Source organism: Cytobacillus sp. BC1816 (assembly GCF_051353635.1).
Taxonomy (GTDB): Bacteria; Bacillota; Bacilli; order Bacillales; family Cytobacillaceae; genus Cytobacillus; species Cytobacillus oceanisediminis_C.
In genome coordinates this window covers 37,574-57,996 of the sequence record NZ_CP195611.1, presented here as the reverse complement: position 1 = coordinate 57,996, position 20,423 = coordinate 37,574, and the positions used below count along the sequence as shown (strand labels likewise).

Below are 20,423 nucleotides of genomic sequence, written 5' to 3'. Positions count from 1 at the left end.
CTTCTTAGATAAAAAATATTTTTTGAATATTTTGTTCAAAGTAAAACATTGTCTGTTAAAGCATTTTTCTGTAATAAAAAACGCCCGTTCACATGAACGAGCGAAATAAATGCGGTTATTTATTTGACGAGGGCCACTACTTCAATTTCAACCAATGCATCCTTTGGAAGGCGTGCCACTTCCACACAGGAGCGCGCAGGCTTGTGTGTGCTGAAATATTCCCCATATACTTCATTGATGGCTGCAAACTCGTTCATGTCCTTGATAAACACCGTTGCCTTTACCACTGTATTTAATGACGCACCCGCTTCTTCAAGCACTGCCTGAAGGTTTTTAAAAACCTGATGGGTCTGTTCTTTTACATCCCCATCTACCATAACCCCTTCAGCCGTAAGCGGAATTTGCCCTGAGCTATAGAATAGGTTATTTACAGTAATCCCCTGAGAATATGGCCCAATTGCTGCCGGAGCCTGATTCGTTTGAATGACTTTCATGAATTCTCCCCCTAAAAAATATGATTATTTTTTAAAATAGTTGCCTTCACTTACATTGATTTTCTTTTCCCTCACATCAACATCAGATAGACGCACTAGAGAAAGGTACTCATCAACCAGCCGTTCTTCTGCTTTTTCCGCCTCGACCAGGACAGCAATGCCCGCGAGGTTTGCTTTGAATTCTTCCAGCATGCTGACCATTCCATTAACCGTTCCGCCAGCTTTCATAAAATCGTCAATGATTAAGACATTGGATCCTTCTGCCAGGCTTCTTTTTGAAAGAACCATGGTCTGAATCCTTTTCGCAGAACCTGACACATAGTTAATGCTTACCGTGGATCCTTCTGTCACCTTGCTGTCCCGTCTGACGATGACCACCGGCACATTGAGATAGTTGGCGGCAGCATAAGCAAGCGGAATTCCTTTTGTAGCTACCGTCATGACTACATCAACGGGCTTATCTGCAAAGGCTGAGGCAAAAAGCCTTCCTGCACGCTGTACAATTAATGGATCTCCAAGGATGTCAGTCATATAAAGATAGCCGCCGGGAAGAAGCCTTTCCGGACTGGCAATTAAGCTGCAGAGCTCATCTACAAATGGCCGGGCTTCATCATCTGTTACTTTAACATGAAACTTTACGCCTCCTGCTGCTCCGGAAACAGTTTGCAGCGTGCCTATTCCTCTTTGCTCAAATGTTTCTTTAATGATGGTGAGATCTTCACTGATCGAAGACTTGGCAGAACCATACCTTTCTGAAAAGAAAGTTAAGGATACCAGCTGACGCGGATGGTTCAATAAATAATTGGTCATATCTATCAACCGTTCGCTTCTGCGAAATTTCATTGTGGAACCCCCATTTAAATCCGAATATTTTAACGATAATATACCATTAATATACGGATTTAATCAAGCTTATGTCTATCTCCGAGCATTCTGACCGCAAAAACCTGATCGCAAAACCCTCTAAGGCCATTATAAATCCGATGCATTCTTGAATCATGATGCACAAGTCCAAACACGGTCGGTCCACTGCCGCTCATCAGAACAGCATCCGCACCAAATCGTTTCATCTGGTCTTTTATCTGCAGCACCTCGGGATGCATATTTAGTGTTACATCCTCCAGAACATTCCCCATGTTCCGGCAGACATGATCATAGCTGCCCGCATTTATCGCTTCGACCATTCCTGCAGTATTCGGATGCTGTACCTGATCTACATCCAGTCTTCTATAAACATCAGCAGTCGATACGCCGATGAACGGCTTAGCCAGTATGACCCAGCAGGTAGGAGGAGCAGGAAGCTGCTGAATCTTTTCCCCTCTTCCTCTAGCTAAAGCTGTTCCGCCGTAAACACAAAAAGAAACATCAGAACCGATTTCCGTCCCGATTTCGGCAAGCTCATCCAATGAAAGCCCCAAATCCCACAGCTTGTTAAGGCCTCTTAGAGCTGCCGCTGCATCACTGCTGCCCCCAGCAAGTCCCGCAGCAACCGGTATTGCCTTTTCTATTGTAATGGACACACCTTTTTTCACTTGAAACCGTTCCTTAAGAAGGTGTGCAGCCTGATATGCCAAATTCCTCTGATCATCCGGAACAAAACGGTTATGAGAGACAATCTTTATCTCATCTTTATCTAAAAGTGTTAATTCCAGGCGGTCTGCCAAATCAATCGTTGTCATTATCATTTCCACTTCATGATAGCCATCTTCCCGTTTATGTAAAACATCTAATGACAAATTGATCTTAGCAGGCGCCTTAACCATGACCTTCAACATTTCCACCTACTTCTTTCCTATAAATCGGACTCCTGTCCAGCTCCACAAGCGGAGCACTTTGGCCAGCCGGCTCATTCTGCAGGGAAAGCCATACCTCATTCAGTATTGACTTTTTTTTAGCCGGCAATAAGCGGCAGTATTGTGCTTTTCTTCTAGAGCGTCTCCATTTTTTGTCCTATTTTACCACAAATTAGACAGAAAAGCGCAATGGCTTGGAATATAAGGGTTAACACTATTCGATAAAAGGAAAAGCCGAAGCATAGGCTTCGGCTGACGCAGTGCATATTAATGCTTAAACATAATCTGTGCGAATGCTATTTGTTAGGAAGGTTCTGCTGCGCGATTTCGATAGCCCGCTTAACCATATTGCCGGCATCTTTGGCCCGGATGCCGCCCCAGCCTTCCTTTTGGACCACATCATAAAAGCCAAGCTCTTTCGCAATCTCTTCTTTTAAACCATCTGACATAACGCCCCGTCTTCTGCCCAACATTAACATCCCCTTTCGCACTGCGGTATGTATAGTATGTGAAAAAGGCCCTTTATTCATTAAGAAAATCACAAGCGTCTCAGGAACAACCGTTGGTATCTAAGGAGGCCCTTCTATGGCGCGTACCCCGACACCTCGAGGGGGTAGGCTGCTTGCGCTGGAAGCTCTAAAAAAGGCAAACAAAAAGCAGTAAACAATTTGTTCACCGCCCTGTCATATATATTAGCTTAAAGCAACTTGTCCTGATGTGTCTTCATAGAATGTAATTTGAACCGTTTCTGTTAAAACATCTGCATAGCTGTAAGATACCCGTTCAAATGCATTTTCATCCTGATCTAACTCAATCACAAATACTGAAGGATACGTTTCTGCCAGAACCCCTGAGCGTTCAATGGTCTTTCTGCGCCCGCCATTTGCTTTTAGCAGGAGCCTCTTCCCAAGATTTGAATCAAGAGCTTTTTTAATATCTGATAATGTTTTTGCCATTCGGTCCACCTCACTATGTTAAGTATATCACACTGACACAATACTGTCAAACAAAAATATAAATTATAACAGTGTTTAAAAATAAATGTCAATATGTTTTTTTCTACTTTTTCTTCTAATTTTCAACAATTTTAGGATTTCCTTAAATGGCAAGGATTATGTATAGTTTTTTGAAAGCCTTACCAGACTGCACTACATTACCTGGGAAATAGTCAAACTTCACCTGCGAAATTCCTCGAAAAATGCTTAACAAATCTAATTTTTTGGGAGAAAGCATAAAAAAACAAGCCGCTATAATACGCAAACGGCCTGCTGGTTAGGATTCGTTTAAATCATCGTCATTATAAGGCATTCCCGTTCTTAGGACTCCCCTGGTTTCAATTCCTCCAAGTCCCTTTTCACCTGTTAATGTATTTCTTAAGATATCCCATAAATTGATTCTTTCCATAAATGGAGTAAGGCTGACTTTCGCAACAATGTACACAGGGTCAAGGGCATGGATATTCACCCTGGAAGGAGAACTGGCAAAGTTTGCGCCAGCGTGGATCAGCGATTCGAAATGGGACTGACATGCTCCGGCAAATATGACAAGCTGATCAAGGTGCGGTATTTTTTTTCGCGCTTCCCTCACCGTCTGTACAAATTCCCTGGAGTGCCTGTAAGCATTGATATCCGATTTCTTTCCCTTTGCCTTTGAATAGGCATCATGACCTGTTACAACCAGGATATCAGGCCTGTAATGGTCGATGAGCTGTCCGATTTTCATCGGCATTTCCTTTTCATTGCAATGAATTCCAGTTACGGGTATGCCTATTTTTTCATAGACATTTAAGCATTTCTTTAAATAAGAGGGATCACCATCCAGATGAAGCACCCTGCCTGGTATCTGAAAATAATTAAGCGTCTTGCTGTAGCCGTCAGTCACCTCATACTCCTGCTTCTCTCTCAAAAGAGCCAGGTCCTGCCGGAACAGCTGGAAAGACTGTTCCTCAAGCGACCTATACTCCTGCTCAAGCTTTATCCGCTGCGCCTGGTTAATGACGATTAAATCCTCACAGGGAGCATCCGCAACGAGACGGATATCCTCTCCGAATAATATGGCCACTTTTTTGCCGCCCTGTTCTTTAATATCAATCACGCGGAATAAAATATCACAGTGATACGAAATTCTTCCGACGATATCCATCGTATTTATAGTCAATGTCGTCACTCCAATTGCCCGAGGGTATACGCGGGCTGCTTCTGGTCTCTTGTTTGTGATTTAATATTTATGTCATAAATTATGCATTCGTCTATAAACATGTGCGTAGAATTAGAAAAGCGGAAAAGCCTTGCCCGCCACTGACTCCTCGAGGGGGCAGAAGCTCCTCCTAAAAGCTATGCTTTTATTCGTGTGATGAAGAAGCTGACGGGCGTTTGTGGTGCTAGTCAGTTATTTACGTTCAAAATTTGAGGCAGAAAAAAAGCCCGCTGTTTTCAGCAGGGCTTCATTTTTTATGAAAAATGCGGCAGCAGGGCATCGCTCAAGCGGGCAAATTCTTCGATGGATAGAGTTTCCCCTCTTCTGCCCGGCTCGACATTGGCTTGTTCGAGAGCGGAGAGAATCTGTTCCTTCTTTTGTTTTCCTTCAGGAAGCTGGCTTGTTAAATTATTCAGCAGAGTCTTGCGCCTTTGTGCAAAGCTTGCTTTTGTCACCTGGAAAAAGAAAGATTCACTTTTCACCGCCACTGCAGGCTCTTTACGCTTTGTCAGTTTAATGACGGCTGAATCCACATTCGGCTGCGGAACAAAGACCGTCTTCGGCACGATCATGGCCGTTTCAGCCTCTGTATAGTACTGGACAGCAATGGAGAGTGAGCCGTACTCTTTCGTTCCAGGACGGGCTGATATTCTGTCTGCTACCTCTTTCTGGAGCATACAGACGATTCCTCTGATCGGAAGCTTGTCCTCGAGCAGTTTCATGATAATCGGCGTTGTAACATAATACGGAAGGTTGGCGACAACCATAATATCGTCAACGCCTTCAAATTCCTGTTCAATCGCTGTCTTAACATCTGCCTTTAATACATCTTCATTGATGATGGATACATGGGGATATGGCGATAAAGTTTCCTCTAAAATAGGAAGCAGCCGCTGGTCAATTTCAAAAGCAAGTACCTTTTTGCTTCTCCGGGCCAGCTGTTCAGTCAATGCGCCAATTCCAGGGCCTATTTCAATGGCGCCCGACTCTTCCGATAAATCCGCATGATCGACAATTCTCCTTAGAATATTTGTATCGATCAAAAAGTTCTGTCCCAGGCTTTTCTTAAAAGAAAATCCGTACTTATCCAAAATCGCCCGTGTTCTGGCTGGTGTTGCAATATCTTTATGCATTTTGTTCCTCCTTGCGAATAGCTTCGATTGCCTCAGCAAAGTCTTTCTGGCTGATCTGAAACATCATTAAGCGCTTATGAAGCTGCTTGCCGTTTGTGTAGCCGATTTTGAGAAGTCTGCCAAGCTTTTCTCTTCTTTCCTTGGCGCCTTCTCCGCCAATCAGGCCTGCGGTTACCAGATCTTCCTGGGTAATGGTTTCTTCATAGGTTTCCTGCATAACCTGTGCGTCCTGTAATGCCTGACGGATCATTTCAGGCGATGCATGCTCAACTCCCACTCCTCTGCCATGCTTATGAAGAGCATCCGCTTTTTCTATAAAGGCATGCTTGCATCCGGGTACATCATTGGTGATCGTATTCCGGATTTTTTGGCCGGGAAAGTCCGGGTCTGTGAATACGATTACCCCTCTGGTCTTCTGGGCAAGCTTTATTTTTTCAATGGTTTCCTGATTAATGGCAGATCCATTGGTTTCAATTGTATCGGCATCCAGGGCTCTTTTGATCGCCGCTGTATCATCCTTGCCTTCTACAACAATAATTTCTTTGATTTTCATACTTCCTCCAGAAAAAATAAAATATAAAAAAATTGAAAAAAACTTGAAACATTTCTGTAATGTAATTCGTCTAAATAGATGTAAGAAGAATATAGTAATAAAGAATAGTTCTTATTATATATGATGCAGCTGAGAAATGAAAAATGTTAATTATTAACCTTCTCTGCAATGAAATAAAAAATGCAGGGGAAGCCCCTGCATCACAAAAATTAGTTCAGTATTTTAATCTTTACGGTTTTTCTTCCCCACTTGTAAGCTTCTGATTTGGAGGAGAAGAATACATCGATTTTGTTTCCACGGATCGCGCCGCCTGTATCTGCTGCAACAGCATAGCCATAGCCTTCAACATAGACCTTTGTTCCAAGGGGAATGACACTTGGATCAACAGCTATGACCTTAGCACCCGGATTGGCACGCAGATCCAAGCCAGTAGCAGTTTTGCCTGAGCATCCGCTGCAATTGGCCGTATAGGCTGTTGACGATACATATATTTCTTTTCCGCTTGCCTTGCTGCTTGTTCCGCGGGAAACGACCTGTGTTGCTGCAGCTACCTTTGTTCCGACAGCAACGACTTTATCCTGCTTTTCTTTCACTTGCTTTTCACTGATCAGCTTTCTGGAAACTTCCTTGCCATTCTCCAGGACGACTTCAAATTCTTTCGCCTTAATGCCTTCTTTTCCAGCATTCATCACCTTTTCAGAGCCTTTAGCCAAGCTATTATCTTTCTTTGTCACAACTGCGAAATTAATTGGTTCTTCCACTACATCGGTGACTTTTTCAACTCGAATGACTTTTATGATGTCATTGGCTTTGACTGTCTCTTCCAACTTTGGTTCAACACGGTCTAAATCATTGATCTTGATTCCCTGCTGTGATAAAAAGTCAGCGACCGTAGTCGAAGTTGACCAAACCTGCTTCTCTTTACCGCCATTATTAAGCGTTAAAGCGAATGCTTTCTCTACTTGAATTTCAAGGTTGCTTTTAATTTTATCCTCTGGCTTTGGCTGAACCTTATCATGTTCAGTCAGAGTAATATTCTGTTCTTTTAATACGTCCCCGACCGTCTTTGCAGCCGTCCAAATCGTTTTCTTCTCGTTATCGGTTACAACGTTCACCTGTTTAGCCGGTTCATAGACAATTTCTGTATTGTCCTTAACCTCTGTGTTTACCGAGGGAAACACATAATCTTCTGAGCGAAGTGAAATATCTAGATCATCGAATATATCTTGAATCGTTGATGCATGCGTTTTGATGACTTTCTCTTGGCCTTCTATCGTCAGTGCTACTGTTTTCTTTGTCGTTTCATATGCAATGAAACCGCAGGCAGCAGCAAAGACTACTAAACTAGCAGAAAAAATGGCCAATTTCTTTTTACTCAAAGACTTGGATAACAGGTTTTTCATGTTTTGAATTACGATGAAAAACGCCTCCTTTTCTCTCGGAGTGATTATATAGAGTATCTTGCCGACTGTCAACTCTTTCAATTTTCCAGCTTCCGAAAGGCTGGCTGAATGCAGGCATCGGGCTATGATTGCCTGAATCCATAGAACTGCACTCTATCTCTATGTATGAAAGACAGCTCCTCTCTATGCATGCCTTCTTGCAAATGCCCCGTTTTCGATGATGCTTGCCTTGGATTTATACTTTTCCACACTCATCTGAAAAATCCTTCTTTTTTTGATTTAGGGATTTTTATGTCTTTTGGGTAATCCCTTATTTTCTGCCGACCAGGCGTTCAGCAATCGGGAGCGATCCGGGGAGTCCTCAAACCGGTTCTCTTTCTGTCACGCTCCTCAACTAGCAGAAAACGCCCTCCGCTCGATCGGCAGGAGTGCTAGAACAGCTCCTTTATCTAACTGTCCAGCTTCCGCTTTTCTAGTAAATGGCAAGCCCTCTCGTAAACGTATTTCCTATTATGCAAAAAAAACAGGAGAAAGGAAAGAGAGACTTATCGACATGGTTATCCTATGAGAAGAAGGAGACATGTAGAACTTTTTAGAATCAGAAAAAATTTGGACAAGCTCCCACAGGTTTCGACAAAAAGAGATATCAGTTTATGCCGAATAATTTTTTTGCATTTTCTGTGGTTGCTTGTGCAACTTCTTCTACCGAAAGTCCTTTTATTTCTGCAATCTGCTCTGCAACTAGCTTGACATAACTAGGTTCATTCCGCTTTCCTCTGAATGGATGAGGGGTAAGATAGGGACAATCTGTTTCAATTAATAGCTTTTCAAGCGGAATAACATCGGCTACTTCTTTTGGCTTCTTTGCATTCTTGAATGTCACCGGACCTCCAAGTGAAATAAAAAAGTTCATATCCACACACTCTTTGGCAATTTCAGCGCTGCCACTAAAGCAATGCATGATGCCGCCTACTTCCCCCGCTCCTTCTTCCTTAAGGATTTCGACTATATCGGCTGTTGCATCACGGTTATGGATAACGATGGGAAGCTTAACTTTTTTCGCCAGACGGATCTGCTTTCGGAAGACTTCCTGCTGAATATCCTTTGGTGACTTGTCCCAATAATAATCCAGGCCCATTTCTCCCAGTGCAACCACTTTTGGATGGCTGGAAAGCTCTTCAATCCACTGAAGATCATCCTCTGTCATATCGATGGCATCAACCGGATGCCATCCTACACTTGTGTAGATGAAATCGTATTTCTCAGTCAGCTCCATTGCTTTCTCAATCGTTGGACGGTCAAACCCAACGACCACGATGTTGGAAATTCCTTCATTCAGAGCCCGGTCAATCACCTCTTGTAAATCTTCGTTATATTGTTCGGCATTAAGGTGTGCGTGTGTGTCGAAAAACATCAAAAAACTCCTTTTTCTTCATATTATTTTTCTATTACTATTATGTCAGCAATGTAACAAAAATAATGTGTTAGCAGAATGGTTCAAATTTAATAAAATCACCAGAAATTACTTTCTAAGAATATTTTTTTCCAAAAATAAAAAACATAGAAATGCCCACGGTATACGCTTAACACTTCTATGTTTTTATGTTTAACAGGAGAAATCAATAATATTATTTTACCCTTGCACCCAATGGAAGAGATTCAGCGATAGTGGCAAGTGAAAGTTCCCCGTCTTTTCCTCCTGCTAAAATCATTCCTTCTGAAAGCTCGCCGCGAAGTTTAACAGGCTTCAAGTTGGTTACGCAGATGACTTTTCTGCCGACCAGGTCTTCCGGCTTATAGAATTTGGCAATCCCGGAAACGACCTGGCGTTTTTCATAGCCAAGATCCAGCTGTAATTTTAAGAGCTTATCAGCTTTTTTGACCGGTTCAGCCTGAATGACCTGAGCCACTCTTAAATCGACCTTCATAAAGTCATCGATTGTGATTTCCTCACTATCCGGCTTTTCCTCTGCTTTTGCTTCCGGCTTTGCTTCTTCTTTAGGAGCAGATCCCTGCATCTTAGTTTTAATGAACTCGACTTCTTCATTAATATCCAGGCGAGGAAAGATCGGTTCTCCCTTTAATACTTTTGTGCCTTCAGGAATAAGACCGAATGTTTCAAGGCTTTCCCAAGATGTTAATCCTTCTTCGTTTACATTCAGCTGTGAGAAGACTTCTTTCGGCGTACGTGTCAGGAATGGCTGCAGAAGTACCGCGATTCTGCGCAGGGATTCCGCCAGATGGGCCATCACACTCGCAAGATCTTCCCTTTTCTCTTCCTCTTTGGCAAGTGCCCAAGGCTGCGTTTCATCTATATATTTATTCGTTCTGCTGACAAGCTGCCAGACTGCCGAAAGGGCAACAGAGAATTCCATTTTTTCCATTGTTTCCTCATACTTGGAAACCGTCTCACGGTTCATTTGCAGCAGCTGCTGGTCAAACTCTCCGTCTGAATCTTTATATGCCGGAATGACACCGTCAAAATATTTATTAACCATCGCAATCGTCCGGTTTAAAAGGTTTCCTAAATCATTGGCAAGATCAAAGTTGATTCTTTCCACAAAACCTTCTGGCGTAAACACTCCGTCTGCGCCGAATGGCACTTCGCGAAGCAGGTAATAGCGAAGTGCATCCAGACCATAACGGTCGATAAGGGTAACAGGATCCACTACATTTCCTTTTGATTTGGACATTTTGCCGTCCTTCATCAAAAGCCAGCCATGAGCAAACACCTTTTTAGGAAGAGGCAGATCCAATGCCATCAGCATGATTGGCCAGTAAATCGTATGGAAGCGCACAATTTCCTTCCCAACCAGGTGTACATCAGCAGGCCAATAGTTCAGATACTTGGAATCATCATCGGTTCCATAGCCAAGCGCTGTGATGTAATTTGATAGTGCGTCGATCCATACATAAACAACATGCTTAGGATTGCTCGGCACTTTCACTCCCCAGTCAAAAGTGGTCCTGGATACCGCCAAATCCTCGAGGCCCGGTTTAATGAAGTTATTGATCATTTCATTTTTGCGGGATTCAGGCTGTATGAAAGATGGGTTTTCTTCATAATACTGCAGCAGCCTGTCAGCGTACTTGCTTACCTTAAAGAAATAGGATTCTTCTTTTACTTTATGAACTGGACGTCCGCAGTCAGGGCAGTTTCCATCCACAAGCTGTCGTTCTGTGTAATAAGACTCACATGGCGTACAATACCAGCCCTCATATTCACCAAGATAAATATCGCCCTGTTCCACAAGCTGAGCAAAGATTTTTTCTACGATCTGCTTATGTCTGTCTTGAGTAGTACGGATAAAGTCATCATAGGAAATATCAAGCTTCTTCCAAAGATCCTGGATACCGGCAACAATTTCATCTACGTACTGCTGCGGTGTTACTCCTTTTTCTTCTGCTTTCTCCTGTATCTTCTGTCCATGTTCATCCGTTCCCGTCAGGTACATAACGTCAAAGCCGCGCATACGCTTGTAGCGCGCCATTGCATCACCGGCAACAGTTGTATAGGCATGCCCTATATGTAAATTTCCGCTAGGATAATAAATTGGAGTGGTTAAATAAAACGTCTTTAATTTGTCCTCCACAAGATTCCCTCCCTCATTTTTAAGAAAGCATGGGATGCATATATGCAGCTATGCTTTTGGCTTACTCATAATGGATACTAAAAAATCCCGCCCAATTTGGACGAGAGTATTAATCAGAAAATCGTGCCGTTATTGGGCCTGCTATATCGATATTTCACAAGAAGTTATATTCGTCAGCATAACCTCTTATACCATCAAAATATACCTAAAAACTTGAAATTGTGCAACAGAAAGGGATGGCAGGATTCTTCTAAATTAAATTTTTTTATTTTCTATCCCTAAAAAAGGAAACTAACTTTCGAATATTATTATTGCAAAAGTATAATCATTGTAGAATTTTGTCGAAATGTCGAAATGAGTCATATTACTACTTTTTGAGTGATTCTTTCCCCTTTCTATATTAAACCTTCTTTATTTTTATAAAAACGTTGTTATATCAACACTTCAATTGACATCCCAAAATTTTCTATTTGAATTGAAAATAAAGTAATTGACGTATATGGGAATGGCTGGTATTATAAATGTAATAAAGATTTTGTCGAATAATGACGAAACAACATAGATAGAGAAAAATATTATTGGAGATTTGAGAGGAGACTTTTATTATGAAATCCACAGGTATTGTTCGTAAGGTTGATGAGCTTGGCCGTGTAGTTATCCCTATCGAATTAAGACGTACACTTGGAATTGCCGAAAAGGACGCTTTGGAAATCTACGTAGATGACGAAAGAATCATCCTTAAAAAGTACAAGCCAAACATGACTTGCCAGGTTACTGGGGAAGTATCTGATGAAAATATCTCTTTAGCTAACGGCAAGTTAATTCTAAGCCGTGACGGTGCAGAACAGCTGTTAAAAGAAATTCAAAACACTTTTGAATTAGCAAAATAAGAATGAAGAAAAGCTTCTCACGCATGTGAGAAGCTTTTTTTATTCCTCAATATGATAAGCATGGTAAACATCCCGCTTATTTAATCCCCGGTCTTTTGCCGTTTGCTTAATGGCTTCTTTGCTCGAGAGTCCAGTTTCTTCTATATAATGTCTAACATGATCTTCAACCGGGAGATCCTCCCACCAGTCAGTTTCTTCATCCTGAACAGCCTCGGAAGTTCCTTCAATAATAATCACAAATTCTCCTCTTACCTCGCCGTTCGAAGCCCATTCCATTGCTTCTGCTACAGTTCCCCGGATAAACTCTTCATATTTCTTCGTCAGTTCGCGGCATAACGCGATATTCCTGTTTCCCATAATATCCGACATCAGCGAGAGAGTTTCCTTCAGACGGTGGGGAGCTTCATATAAGATGATGGTTGCCGAAAGTTTTGAGAGATTCTCCAGCTCCTGTTTCTTATGTTTTTTCTGTCTGTTCAGGAATCCGTAGAAATAAAAAGGCTGAGTATCAATGCCGGAAGCAATCAGTCCGGTCAGGGCAGCATTCGCACCAGGAAGCGGGACCACTGTCAGCTTTTCTTCAGCAGCCGCCACTACAAGATCAAAGCCCGGGTCTGAAATTGCAGGCATTCCTGCATCACTGACAAGGGCAATCTTTGCGCCATTGGCCACTTTCTCAAGCAGCTTCTGTCCGCTTGCCTCCTTATTATGTTCATGATAGCTGATGATGGGTGTGGCGATTTCAAAATGATTGCAGAGCTTCTTCGTATTGCGTGTATCCTCCGCTGCGATATAGTCAGCTTCTTTCAGGATTCTTACTGCTCGGAAGCTCATGTCTTCCAGATTGCCGATCGGAGTCGGGACTAAATATAGAATTCCTTTTGTTTCTTCATGTTCAAAGCTTTTTTGCTGCCACATATGTACCACCCGTCTCTTTCATTAAAAACTCATCCTTCTTTTTCCTGGACCATTGCTTAAATTCATATTCTGCTCTCATCGCTTCGCCTTTTTCCAAAAAAGAGCGGGAGAAGACCAGCTCCACCGGTCCCCTGCCCCTTGTATACTTGGCCCCTTTTCCTTCATTATGGGCCTTCACCCGTCTTTCAAGATCATTAGTGTAGCCTGCATATAAGCTGCCATCACGGCAATGGAGAACATAAAAATAATAGCTATTCTCCATATAAAATCTCTCTCATTTCAGGTGTGTATTCATTTTCTTCATTATATACAAATAAAGGAGGCAGAATTTTCAGGTCCGGATTGCCATTTTTTACTGCCTCAATAAGCAGAATGTTCGCTTCTTTTCCAGCCTTCGGATAGACGAATTGCACCCTTTTTGGCTCAAGCTTATACTTGCGCATGAGCGTGACAATATCCAGGAACCTTCCCGGCCTGTGCACAAATGCTACCTTTCCGCCCTGTCTCGCAAGCCCGCTTGACGCTTTAATCGCATCCTCCAGTGTACATAGGATTTCATGGCGGGCTATCGCCAAATGTTCATTCTCATTGATTTCCTCCCGGGAAGGAGTAGGGAAATAAGGCGGGTTGCAGGTCACAACATCAAATTTTCCATATCCTAAAACCTGATGGATTTCTTTAATATCCCCGTGAATCATCTTAATCCGGTCTTGAAGCTTATTGTATTCAATGCTTCTAACCGCCATATCATGCAAACGCTCCTGAATCTCGACACCTGTAATGACTCCCTTTGTTCGTGTGCTTAAAAAAAGCGGAATCACGCCATTTCCGCTGCACAAATCAATGAGATTGCCTTTTTGAATTGGTACATATACAAACCGGGCCAGCAGGACAGCATCCAGTGAAAAAGAAAAAACGGCCGGACTTTGAATAATTCTCATATCTTCAGCCAGCAAATAGTCAAGCCGTTCCCCTTCTTTTAAAAAATCCATTCTTGATCCTCCATGCTTCTCTGATTCTTTGCTTCTATGGAAAAATAGCCTTCCTATCATCAGGAAGGCTAAAATTTACTTCTTATTCAGGAAAGACAAGCAAAACAGACAGTCTCCCTCTTTTCGAGGGCTGCCGAAATGGAGATTGCAAATGTGAAAGCCTTCCTGATAAAGGCGGGCAAGGTTATCATAGCCTTCTCCAATATCAATTACCTTATCATCATCAGCCGCATCGGCAGACTGCTCTGACTTGCCTTTTTTCACCGATGTACTTTCCTTTTCTGCAGATATGTCTAAATGACGTCTTAAATGTTCATTTTCCAGCTTTAAAGAGTTATTCTCTTCAAGTATTTCTGCCAAATGCTGCTTTAACTCACCAAGCTGCTGATATAACTCTCCAATTTGGGTTTCCATATTACTCACTGAGTCAAAGATTTCTTTTTTATCCACGACTTCCACCTCTTAATCTGTGGACTGAACTGATACAGCACCTTGTTTTAAAATTTCATCCAGTGTATATTCGAGGACGCGCTCCGCTTCTTTTACATCAACCTGCAGAACACGCTCCAATATATTCAAGCCTACCACTTTTCCAGCTCCATCAGGGGTCTGAATCCATTCCCCAAGGTCAGGAAGCTGTTCTTTTGCTGCTTCGTACTCATCATTTTCATACTTCAGGCAGCACATTAAGCGTCCGCACAAACCTGATATTTTCGTTGGGTTCAACGAAAGATTCTGGTCCTTTGCCATTTTGATGGATACGGGATCAAAGTCACCAAGGAAGGTGGAACAGCAGAGCATTCTTCCACATGGACCAATTCCGCCCAGCATTTTTGCTTCATCCCTCACACCAATTTGGCGAAGTTCTATCCTTGTGCGGAAGATGGCTGCGAGGTCTTTGACAAGCTCGCGGAAATCAACCCGGCCATCAGCCGTAAAGTAGAAAATGACCTTATTTCGGTCAAATGTATATTCAACATCGACCAGCTTCATATCAAGCTGATGTGTATGGACCTTTTCACAGCAGACCTCGTATGCTTCTTTGGCAGCCTGCTTGTTCTCCTCGACAATCATGCGATCCTTTTGATCTGCAATACGAAGAACCTTTTTTAATGGAAGGACAACATCATGCTCATCGACCTGCTTCGGGGCAATTACCACTTTTCCGTATTCTACGCCTCGGACAGTTTCGACAATGACAAAGTCATCCTTTTGTATTGAGAGATCTCCGGGATCAAAATAATAAATCTTGCCCGCTTTTTTAAAGCGCACTCCTACTACATCATACAAAGGAAGATCCCTCCTGCAATTTTAGCACAAGCTGTTCCATCAACAGCTGCGGATTCATATTTGCCTGTAATTTTCTTTTGGCTTCCAAAACAGCCGTCATCTGTTCCGTCAGACGCTTTGTAGAAGATTGCAGTGCAAACTGCTCTAAACGATTTCGTTCGTTCAGATGGACAACCTGGTCTTGTTTCCCAAGCTGAATATATAGTAAATCTTTAAAAATAAGAAGTAATAGATCCAAGCCGCGATCAATCTGCTCTTTTTCTTTAAAGTGCAAGAACCAATCCTCCTGCAGGGCAACCATCGCCTCAAGCGGATTCTTCTTCACCACTTCATATAATTTTAACACTATTTTTTGTGCTTGTACAAACCAATCATCAGAACTATATTGCAAAGCCTCATTCAAATTATTGGTAATTTGTGCAAGTAATGGTGCCTGGGCAGGATCCACTCCATTATTTTTTAATTGCTGAATCATTTCTGCAGGAGATAATGGTTTAAATGAAATGGTCTGGCAGCGGGATAAAATAGTAGGAAGCATCTGCTGCGACTGCTCGGTAATCAGCACAGCGGTCGTCTCTGAATGGGGTTCCTCCAGAAATTTAAGCAAACTGTTGGCAGCGTTAACAGTCATTCTGTCAGCATGCACAATCACATAAAGCTTGCGCTTTGATTCCACCCCGGTCTTTGAAAACTCTTCCTGCAGGCTTTGAATCTGACTTTTTTTGATAGAAAGCCCGTCCGGCTCGAGGATATGAACATCAGGGTGATTGCCGCTGTTAATCCTCTTACAGTTTGAACATGTTTCACATGGAACATACCCATCAAACGGTTTAAGACAGAATCGGCTTTTCGCCAAAAGCATGCTTGCTTCCCGCTTTCCCGTTCCCTTCATCCCTTCAAATAAGTAGGCGTGGGCCAGCCGATCCTTCTCTATGCTATTTTTAAACATTTTTAATACAACTGGCTGTATGGCTTCCAGCTGTTCCCACGTTTTTCCCACAATAATCACTCACTTACATATATATATTTATTAAAAGTCCTTTAATCTCGCCGACTTTCCCCAGTATATCGATAGATGATTCTTCTTTTTTCATTAGTTCATCCGCCAGCTCTGATAGCTTTTCATCAACCGTTTCTACCACTTTCAGAGACCGGCCCTGTCCATGCTGGTTCCAGCTGTGCGATTGCTTCAGCTCCATCCCAAAGTCAACGGCTTCCTTCACAAACCGCTTTACAAGCGTTTTAAATTTGGCTAAATCCTTAAATGTTCTGGAGCGGGCAAGCCGTTCTCCAGCGGCATCGATATCCTTTAACAGCCCCTGAAGCTGAGAAGCCTGCATTTTCTGGTCCTGCCTTTGCACCATTTCGGAAAATTTAACGCCGTTCCCAGCCGCCTGCTTCTGCTCATTGCGGACATTTTCCATCTTGAGCCGAAGTTCTTGATTAATTTTCATACCTAATCCTCCGCAAAGGGCATTAAGGTCCCTTTGAATTTATTAAAAATGATGGAATTGTTCAACTGGCAGGACAAATACCGTCGCACCGCCAACTTCAACTTCTACAGGGTAAGGTACATAAGAATCAGCATTTCCGCCCATTGGCGATACAGGTGCTACCAGCTGGTCTCTTGCTCTGCAATTTTCCTTAATAATCTGCAGGGCTCTCTCCACACGAATATCCTCTGTCCCGATCATGAACGTTGTATTGCCTGATTTCAAAAATCCGCCAGTACTGGCCAATTTTGTCGCACGAAAATTATTGTCAACCAACGCATTCATTAGCTTATTGCTGTCCTGATCTTGAATGACTGCCAGAATTAATTTCATAAGCCCATCCCCTTTACAAGTTTTTAATCCGTTTTATCTTACTTTTATTATATCAATTATTTTATCTTCAAGCAGATATTAAGGGAATACCGGAAAAATTATTTTGAAAACTGACTGGCAAGCTTATTAAAAAAGCCTTAAAGAAATATGATCTTTAAGGCGAATTTTTATAGTAGTTCTTTCAGCTTGCTCTCCGCCTGCTGATACACTTCCTCCAATGGCCTCGAAGCATCGATTTTAAAGATGCGCTCCGGGTAAAGCTCCATTAGCTTCAAATAGCCTTCCCGCACTTTGTGGTGAAAGTCGAGCTTTTCCAGGTCCAGGCGGTTCACTTCCCGTCCTATATGCTGATTGATTCGATCCAGCCCGGCCTCCGGTTCAATATCAAAATACAGCGTCAGTTCAGGCATCATGCCTTCAATCGCAAAGCTGTTTATAGAGTAAACTTCATCAATGCCAAGGCCCCTTGCATAGCCCTGATATGCAAGAGAACTATCAATAAATCGATCACATAATATGAGATATCCCTTATCGATTGCTGGCTTTACTTTTTCAGCCAGGTGCTGCCTTCTGGCTGCCGCATACAGCAGAGCCTCTGTTCTTGGATCCATTTTTGTATTATTTTTATCAAGTATGACACTTCTGATCTGCTCTGCAATCTCAATTCCGCCAGGCTCTCTTGTCTGAAGAACCTGATAGCCTTCCTTTGCCAGAGAGCTTGCCAGCATATCTATAATCGTTGTTTTTCCGGCACCCTCAGGTCCTTCCACCGTAATAAACTTACCTTTTTTCATTTTATTTCCTCCAGCTGCTGTTATAGATCCTGAAAAACGTTAATGCTGCCTTTTTTTATATTTTCCCCATTTTGAAACCGTGCTCCGGCCCTAATTTGAAATCTTATGTTTGCTATGTCTTCCCCTTCGATGACTTCACCTGGGAATAGGAGCGGAATGCCTGGCGGATAAGGAGTCACCTGCTGTGCACACACTTTGCCGGCCGCCTCTTCCAGTGCCACCGTTTTAATGGTACAACGGTCTTGGTCCTTTTGCTCCAGGGCAAGGCCAGAGACAAGCCTTTTACTAAAAGGGATTTTTTCATGTCGGCCGGCCGGGCTAAATGTTCTTAGCTCCTCTTCCAAGCATTGAATAACCCGTTCAAATGGATAATCCATATCGTTTTTCAAAAGAGGCAATACAAATAGGACATTATAAGGATCTGCCAATTCCGTAAAGATCCCGTGCTTCTCCAGGAGAGTCTGCAGTTCAAACCCGCTGAGAGCGGCTGCCGACTGGATGGTCACTTTTAAAGGGTCACCGTTTTTATGTTCAAAATTCAGTACTTTAATTCCTTTTATTCTACTTAGATTCTTACGGAAATCCCCCGCCTTTTCAAGCAGCGCTTCCTCATCTTGTTCCGAAAATGAGGCTAAATAGGCTCTTGCCAAATCAAGAGATGCCATAATAGGATAGGAAGGGCTGCTTGATTGGAGTATCCCCAGATATTTGGACACTCTCTCTTCCTTTATAAAACGGCTATTAAAATGCAGATAAGCCCCCATCGTCATAGCAGGCAAAGTCTTATGTGCTGATTGTACAATCAGATCTGCCTGAAGCTGAACGGCCGAAGCGGGAAAATGATCTCCCCCGATCAAATGTGCCCCATGCGCTTCATCGACCAATACTGGAACTCCATGATCATGAGCGTACTCAATAATGCTTTCAAGGTTAAACACCATTCCGTAATAATTGGGATAGGTTAAGATTAGTGCTTTTGCTTCCGGATATTGTCTGATTGCCTCTTTAACAGTCTCTAAAGCTACTCCCCCGGCAACGCCCCACTCTTCATTAAACTCAGGCGCTAAAAAGACGGGCTTAGCCTTAGCCAATGTAATGCCATTAAGAATGGACTTATGGCAATTCCTCTGGACAAGTACAGTCTCATTTTCCTTTGCGGCTGACATGACCATGGCGAGGTTTCCTGAGGTGGATCCGTTAACAAGGAAAAAGCTTTTTGGCACCCTATACAAATCGGCAAGCAGTTTTTGCGCTTCCAAAATGACTCCTTCAGGAGAATGCAAATCATCAAGTCCTCTAAGCTCAGTAGCATCGAGCTTTAAAATATCTTTAAAATAATCTGCTCCCTCACCGCCTGCAAGTTGACCGTTCTTGTGTCCTGGCACATGAAAAGAAACCGGCTGATGAGAAGCATGTTTTTTTAATTGGTCCCATAATGGAGTCTGTTCGTGATTCATATCTTCATCACTTTCCTAAGATTCTTCTCCTATTTTAACAAAACAAGTATGTGCTTGCTATAAAAGAAACATTAGGGCGATATCTGTGCCAGTCCTGAAGCATCAGGGAAATTTATGAAAGAAATCATTTATAGACATACACCCAAATTAGATTTCCATCATACAATATTAATCAAGTAACCTCAAAAAACCCGCCAATGAATATTCGAAAAATTGTATACAATACCATTGATCTGGGCAGAATAAGTGTATGGAGGTGGAGTGATTGGGTTCGCTATTAGCAAAAAAGCATGCAGGGGAAGAATGTGTCATATGCGAGCAGGCAAAAACCAGGGGAATACATCTATACACTTCTTTTATCTGCACAGATTGTGAAACAGATTTAATCACCACGGATACAAGCAATCCAAAATATAATTATTACTTAAAGAAACTGCGGAAAATAACCATGCCGGAGATATTTTCTTGAAATGCAAGCCCTTTAATAGGGGCTTTTTATTTTTTTGCGAGTTGGGTTTGCTGAGTCAGTAATCAATAGCAGTGGTAGTGTTATCTAACAGATTTGGAGTTATATCCACCATGGCGGGCAGTTTATCTAACAGGTTTTTGTTTTTATCTCGCAGGTTTTTGAGTTTATCTCAAATTTGTCACAATTCATCTTTGCTGAGAACGGATTGAACTTTTAAAACAGACGGTGAAATAAGGAGTGGCGCATATAACTCAATTCTGAGACATATATGAGTGAAAGCAGTGCATATATGGGGCCGAGGTGAAGCATAAATGGAAAAAGTGACGCATATGCTGGCCGGGGTGACACATATAGATATATTCCCTTAAAAGGGAGAGCCCGAATAACATATTAGCATTCAGGGTAAATCATCCAAACATACGAAAAAAGAGCACCCATCAGGTGCTCTTTCATATGCCCGGCAGCGTCCTACTCTCACAGGGGGACAGCCCCCAACTACCATCGGCGCTGAGAAGCTTAACTTCCGTGTTCGGTATGGGAACGGGTGTGACCTTCTCGCTATCGCCACCGGACTATTTGGTTGAAGAAACTTCGTTCCCTCAAAACTAGATAATGCATGAAG

Annotated in this window: 23 protein-coding genes and 1 rRNA gene; 2 read left to right on the top strand and 22 right to left on the bottom strand. The window is 42.5% G+C overall.

Annotated elements, in window-relative coordinates:
- Positions 1-119: 119 nt before the first annotated feature.
- From ridA to metG, 11 genes are all read right to left on the bottom strand, one after another.
- Entirely contained in the window at positions 120-494 is a 375-nt protein-coding gene (ridA, locus tag ACR42H_RS00295; RefSeq protein WP_009336663.1) for a 2-iminobutanoate/2-iminopropanoate deaminase, read from the bottom strand.
- A 24-nt stretch (positions 495-518) separates the two neighbouring features.
- Entirely contained in the window at positions 519-1,337 is an 819-nt protein-coding gene (purR, locus tag ACR42H_RS00290) for a pur operon repressor (RefSeq protein WP_009336664.1), read from the bottom strand.
- A gap of 59 nt (positions 1,338-1,396) precedes the next feature.
- Entirely contained in the window at positions 1,397-2,266 is an 870-nt protein-coding gene (gene ispE / locus ACR42H_RS00285; RefSeq protein WP_113885343.1) for a 4-(cytidine 5'-diphospho)-2-C-methyl-D-erythritol kinase, read from the bottom strand.
- A gap of 317 nt (positions 2,267-2,583) precedes the next feature.
- Positions 2,584-2,757, bottom strand: a complete 174-nt coding sequence (locus tag ACR42H_RS00280; RefSeq protein WP_134177297.1) for a small, acid-soluble spore protein, alpha/beta type — start codon at positions 2,755-2,757, stop codon at positions 2,584-2,586.
- Positions 2,758-2,979: 222 nt separating this feature from the next.
- The gene (gene veg, locus ACR42H_RS00275; RefSeq protein ID WP_009336667.1) at positions 2,980-3,243 is read right to left on the bottom strand and encodes a biofilm formation stimulator Veg; all 264 of its coding nucleotides are present in this window, start codon (positions 3,241-3,243) and stop codon (positions 2,980-2,982) included.
- 316 nt (positions 3,244-3,559) lie between these two features.
- Positions 3,560-4,444 carry a sporulation peptidase YabG gene (yabG, locus tag ACR42H_RS00270; RefSeq protein WP_113885345.1) on the bottom strand — a complete coding sequence of 295 codons (885 nt, stop codon included), beginning with the start codon at positions 4,442-4,444 and terminating at the stop codon, positions 3,560-3,562.
- A 293-nt stretch (positions 4,445-4,737) separates the two neighbouring features.
- Positions 4,738-5,616 (bottom strand): 16S rRNA (adenine(1518)-N(6)/adenine(1519)-N(6))-dimethyltransferase RsmA, encoded by an 879-nt coding sequence (gene rsmA / locus ACR42H_RS00265; protein WP_113885346.1) that lies wholly within the window; start codon positions 5,614-5,616, stop codon positions 4,738-4,740.
- Positions 5,609-6,169 carry a ribonuclease M5 gene (gene rnmV / locus ACR42H_RS00260; RefSeq protein WP_113885347.1) on the bottom strand — a complete coding sequence of 187 codons (561 nt, stop codon included), beginning with the start codon at positions 6,167-6,169 and terminating at the stop codon, positions 5,609-5,611. Before rnmV ends, rsmA begins: the two co-directional genes overlap by 8 nt.
- A 209-nt stretch (positions 6,170-6,378) precedes the next feature.
- Positions 6,379-7,572 (bottom strand): ubiquitin-like domain-containing protein, encoded by a 1,194-nt coding sequence (locus ACR42H_RS00255; protein WP_436376791.1) that lies wholly within the window; start codon positions 7,570-7,572, stop codon positions 6,379-6,381.
- Between the two features lie 646 nt (positions 7,573-8,218).
- A complete protein-coding gene (locus ACR42H_RS00250; protein ID WP_436374392.1) occupies positions 8,219-8,986 on the bottom strand; it encodes a TatD family hydrolase in 768 nt (255 codons plus the stop codon).
- A gap of 214 nt (positions 8,987-9,200) precedes the next feature.
- A complete protein-coding gene (gene metG / locus ACR42H_RS00245) occupies positions 9,201-11,165 on the bottom strand; it encodes a methionine--tRNA ligase (protein WP_436374390.1) in 1,965 nt (654 codons plus the stop codon).
- A gap of 605 nt (positions 11,166-11,770) precedes the next feature.
- Here metG and ACR42H_RS00240 point away from each other — a divergent pair.
- Entirely contained in the window at positions 11,771-12,055 is a 285-nt protein-coding gene (locus tag ACR42H_RS00240) for an AbrB/MazE/SpoVT family DNA-binding domain-containing protein (protein WP_009336674.1), read from the top strand.
- A 39-nt stretch (positions 12,056-12,094) separates the two neighbouring features.
- On the opposite strand, the gene rsmI is transcribed toward ACR42H_RS00240, so the two are convergent.
- The 10 genes from rsmI to ACR42H_RS00190 form a co-directional block, all read right to left on the bottom strand.
- Positions 12,095-12,973 (bottom strand): 16S rRNA (cytidine(1402)-2'-O)-methyltransferase, encoded by an 879-nt coding sequence (gene rsmI / locus ACR42H_RS00235; protein ID WP_113885351.1) that lies wholly within the window; start codon positions 12,971-12,973, stop codon positions 12,095-12,097.
- On the bottom strand, positions 12,951-13,235 hold the full coding sequence (locus ACR42H_RS00230; protein ID WP_436374388.1) for a GIY-YIG nuclease family protein: 285 nt from the start codon (positions 13,233-13,235) through the stop codon (positions 12,951-12,953). The genes rsmI and ACR42H_RS00230 overlap by 23 nt, the downstream gene beginning before the upstream one ends.
- A complete protein-coding gene (locus ACR42H_RS00225) occupies positions 13,225-13,965 on the bottom strand; it encodes a tRNA1(Val) (adenine(37)-N6)-methyltransferase (protein ID WP_436374386.1) in 741 nt (246 codons plus the stop codon). The genes ACR42H_RS00230 and ACR42H_RS00225 overlap by 11 nt, the downstream gene beginning before the upstream one ends.
- A gap of 75 nt (positions 13,966-14,040) precedes the next feature.
- Entirely contained in the window at positions 14,041-14,415 is a 375-nt protein-coding gene (gene yabA, locus ACR42H_RS00220) for a DNA replication initiation control protein YabA (protein ID WP_113885354.1), read from the bottom strand.
- Positions 14,416-14,427: 12 nt separating this feature from the next.
- Positions 14,428-15,255: a PSP1 domain-containing protein gene (locus ACR42H_RS00215; protein ID WP_009336679.1), complete on the bottom strand. Its 828-nt coding sequence runs from the start codon at positions 15,253-15,255 to the stop codon at positions 14,428-14,430.
- Entirely contained in the window at positions 15,248-16,255 is a 1,008-nt protein-coding gene (holB, locus tag ACR42H_RS00210) for a DNA polymerase III subunit delta' (protein WP_436374384.1), read from the bottom strand. Before holB ends, ACR42H_RS00215 begins: the two co-directional genes overlap by 8 nt.
- A gap of 13 nt (positions 16,256-16,268) precedes the next feature.
- Entirely contained in the window at positions 16,269-16,709 is a 441-nt protein-coding gene (locus ACR42H_RS00205) for a YaaR family protein (RefSeq protein WP_113885356.1), read from the bottom strand.
- A gap of 42 nt (positions 16,710-16,751) precedes the next feature.
- The gene (locus tag ACR42H_RS00200) at positions 16,752-17,081 is read right to left on the bottom strand and encodes a cyclic-di-AMP receptor (RefSeq protein WP_009336682.1); all 330 of its coding nucleotides are present in this window, start codon (positions 17,079-17,081) and stop codon (positions 16,752-16,754) included.
- A gap of 167 nt (positions 17,082-17,248) precedes the next feature.
- Positions 17,249-17,875, bottom strand: a complete 627-nt coding sequence (gene tmk / locus ACR42H_RS00195; RefSeq protein WP_113885357.1) for a dTMP kinase — start codon at positions 17,873-17,875, stop codon at positions 17,249-17,251.
- 20 nt (positions 17,876-17,895) lie between these two features.
- Positions 17,896-19,332, bottom strand: coding sequence for an aminotransferase class I/II-fold pyridoxal phosphate-dependent enzyme (locus ACR42H_RS00190; RefSeq protein WP_436374381.1), 1,437 nt, complete (start codon positions 19,330-19,332; stop codon positions 17,896-17,898).
- Between the two features lie 265 nt (positions 19,333-19,597).
- Between ACR42H_RS00190 and ACR42H_RS00185 the strand changes: the two genes are divergently transcribed.
- Positions 19,598-19,801, top strand: a complete 204-nt coding sequence (locus ACR42H_RS00185; protein WP_113885359.1) for a sigma factor G inhibitor Gin — start codon at positions 19,598-19,600, stop codon at positions 19,799-19,801.
- A 455-nt stretch (positions 19,802-20,256) separates the two neighbouring features.
- Here the strand turns inward: ACR42H_RS00185 and rrf are convergent.
- Positions 20,257-20,373, bottom strand: a 5S ribosomal RNA gene (gene rrf / locus ACR42H_RS00180).
- Positions 20,374-20,423 lie beyond the last annotated feature (50 nt).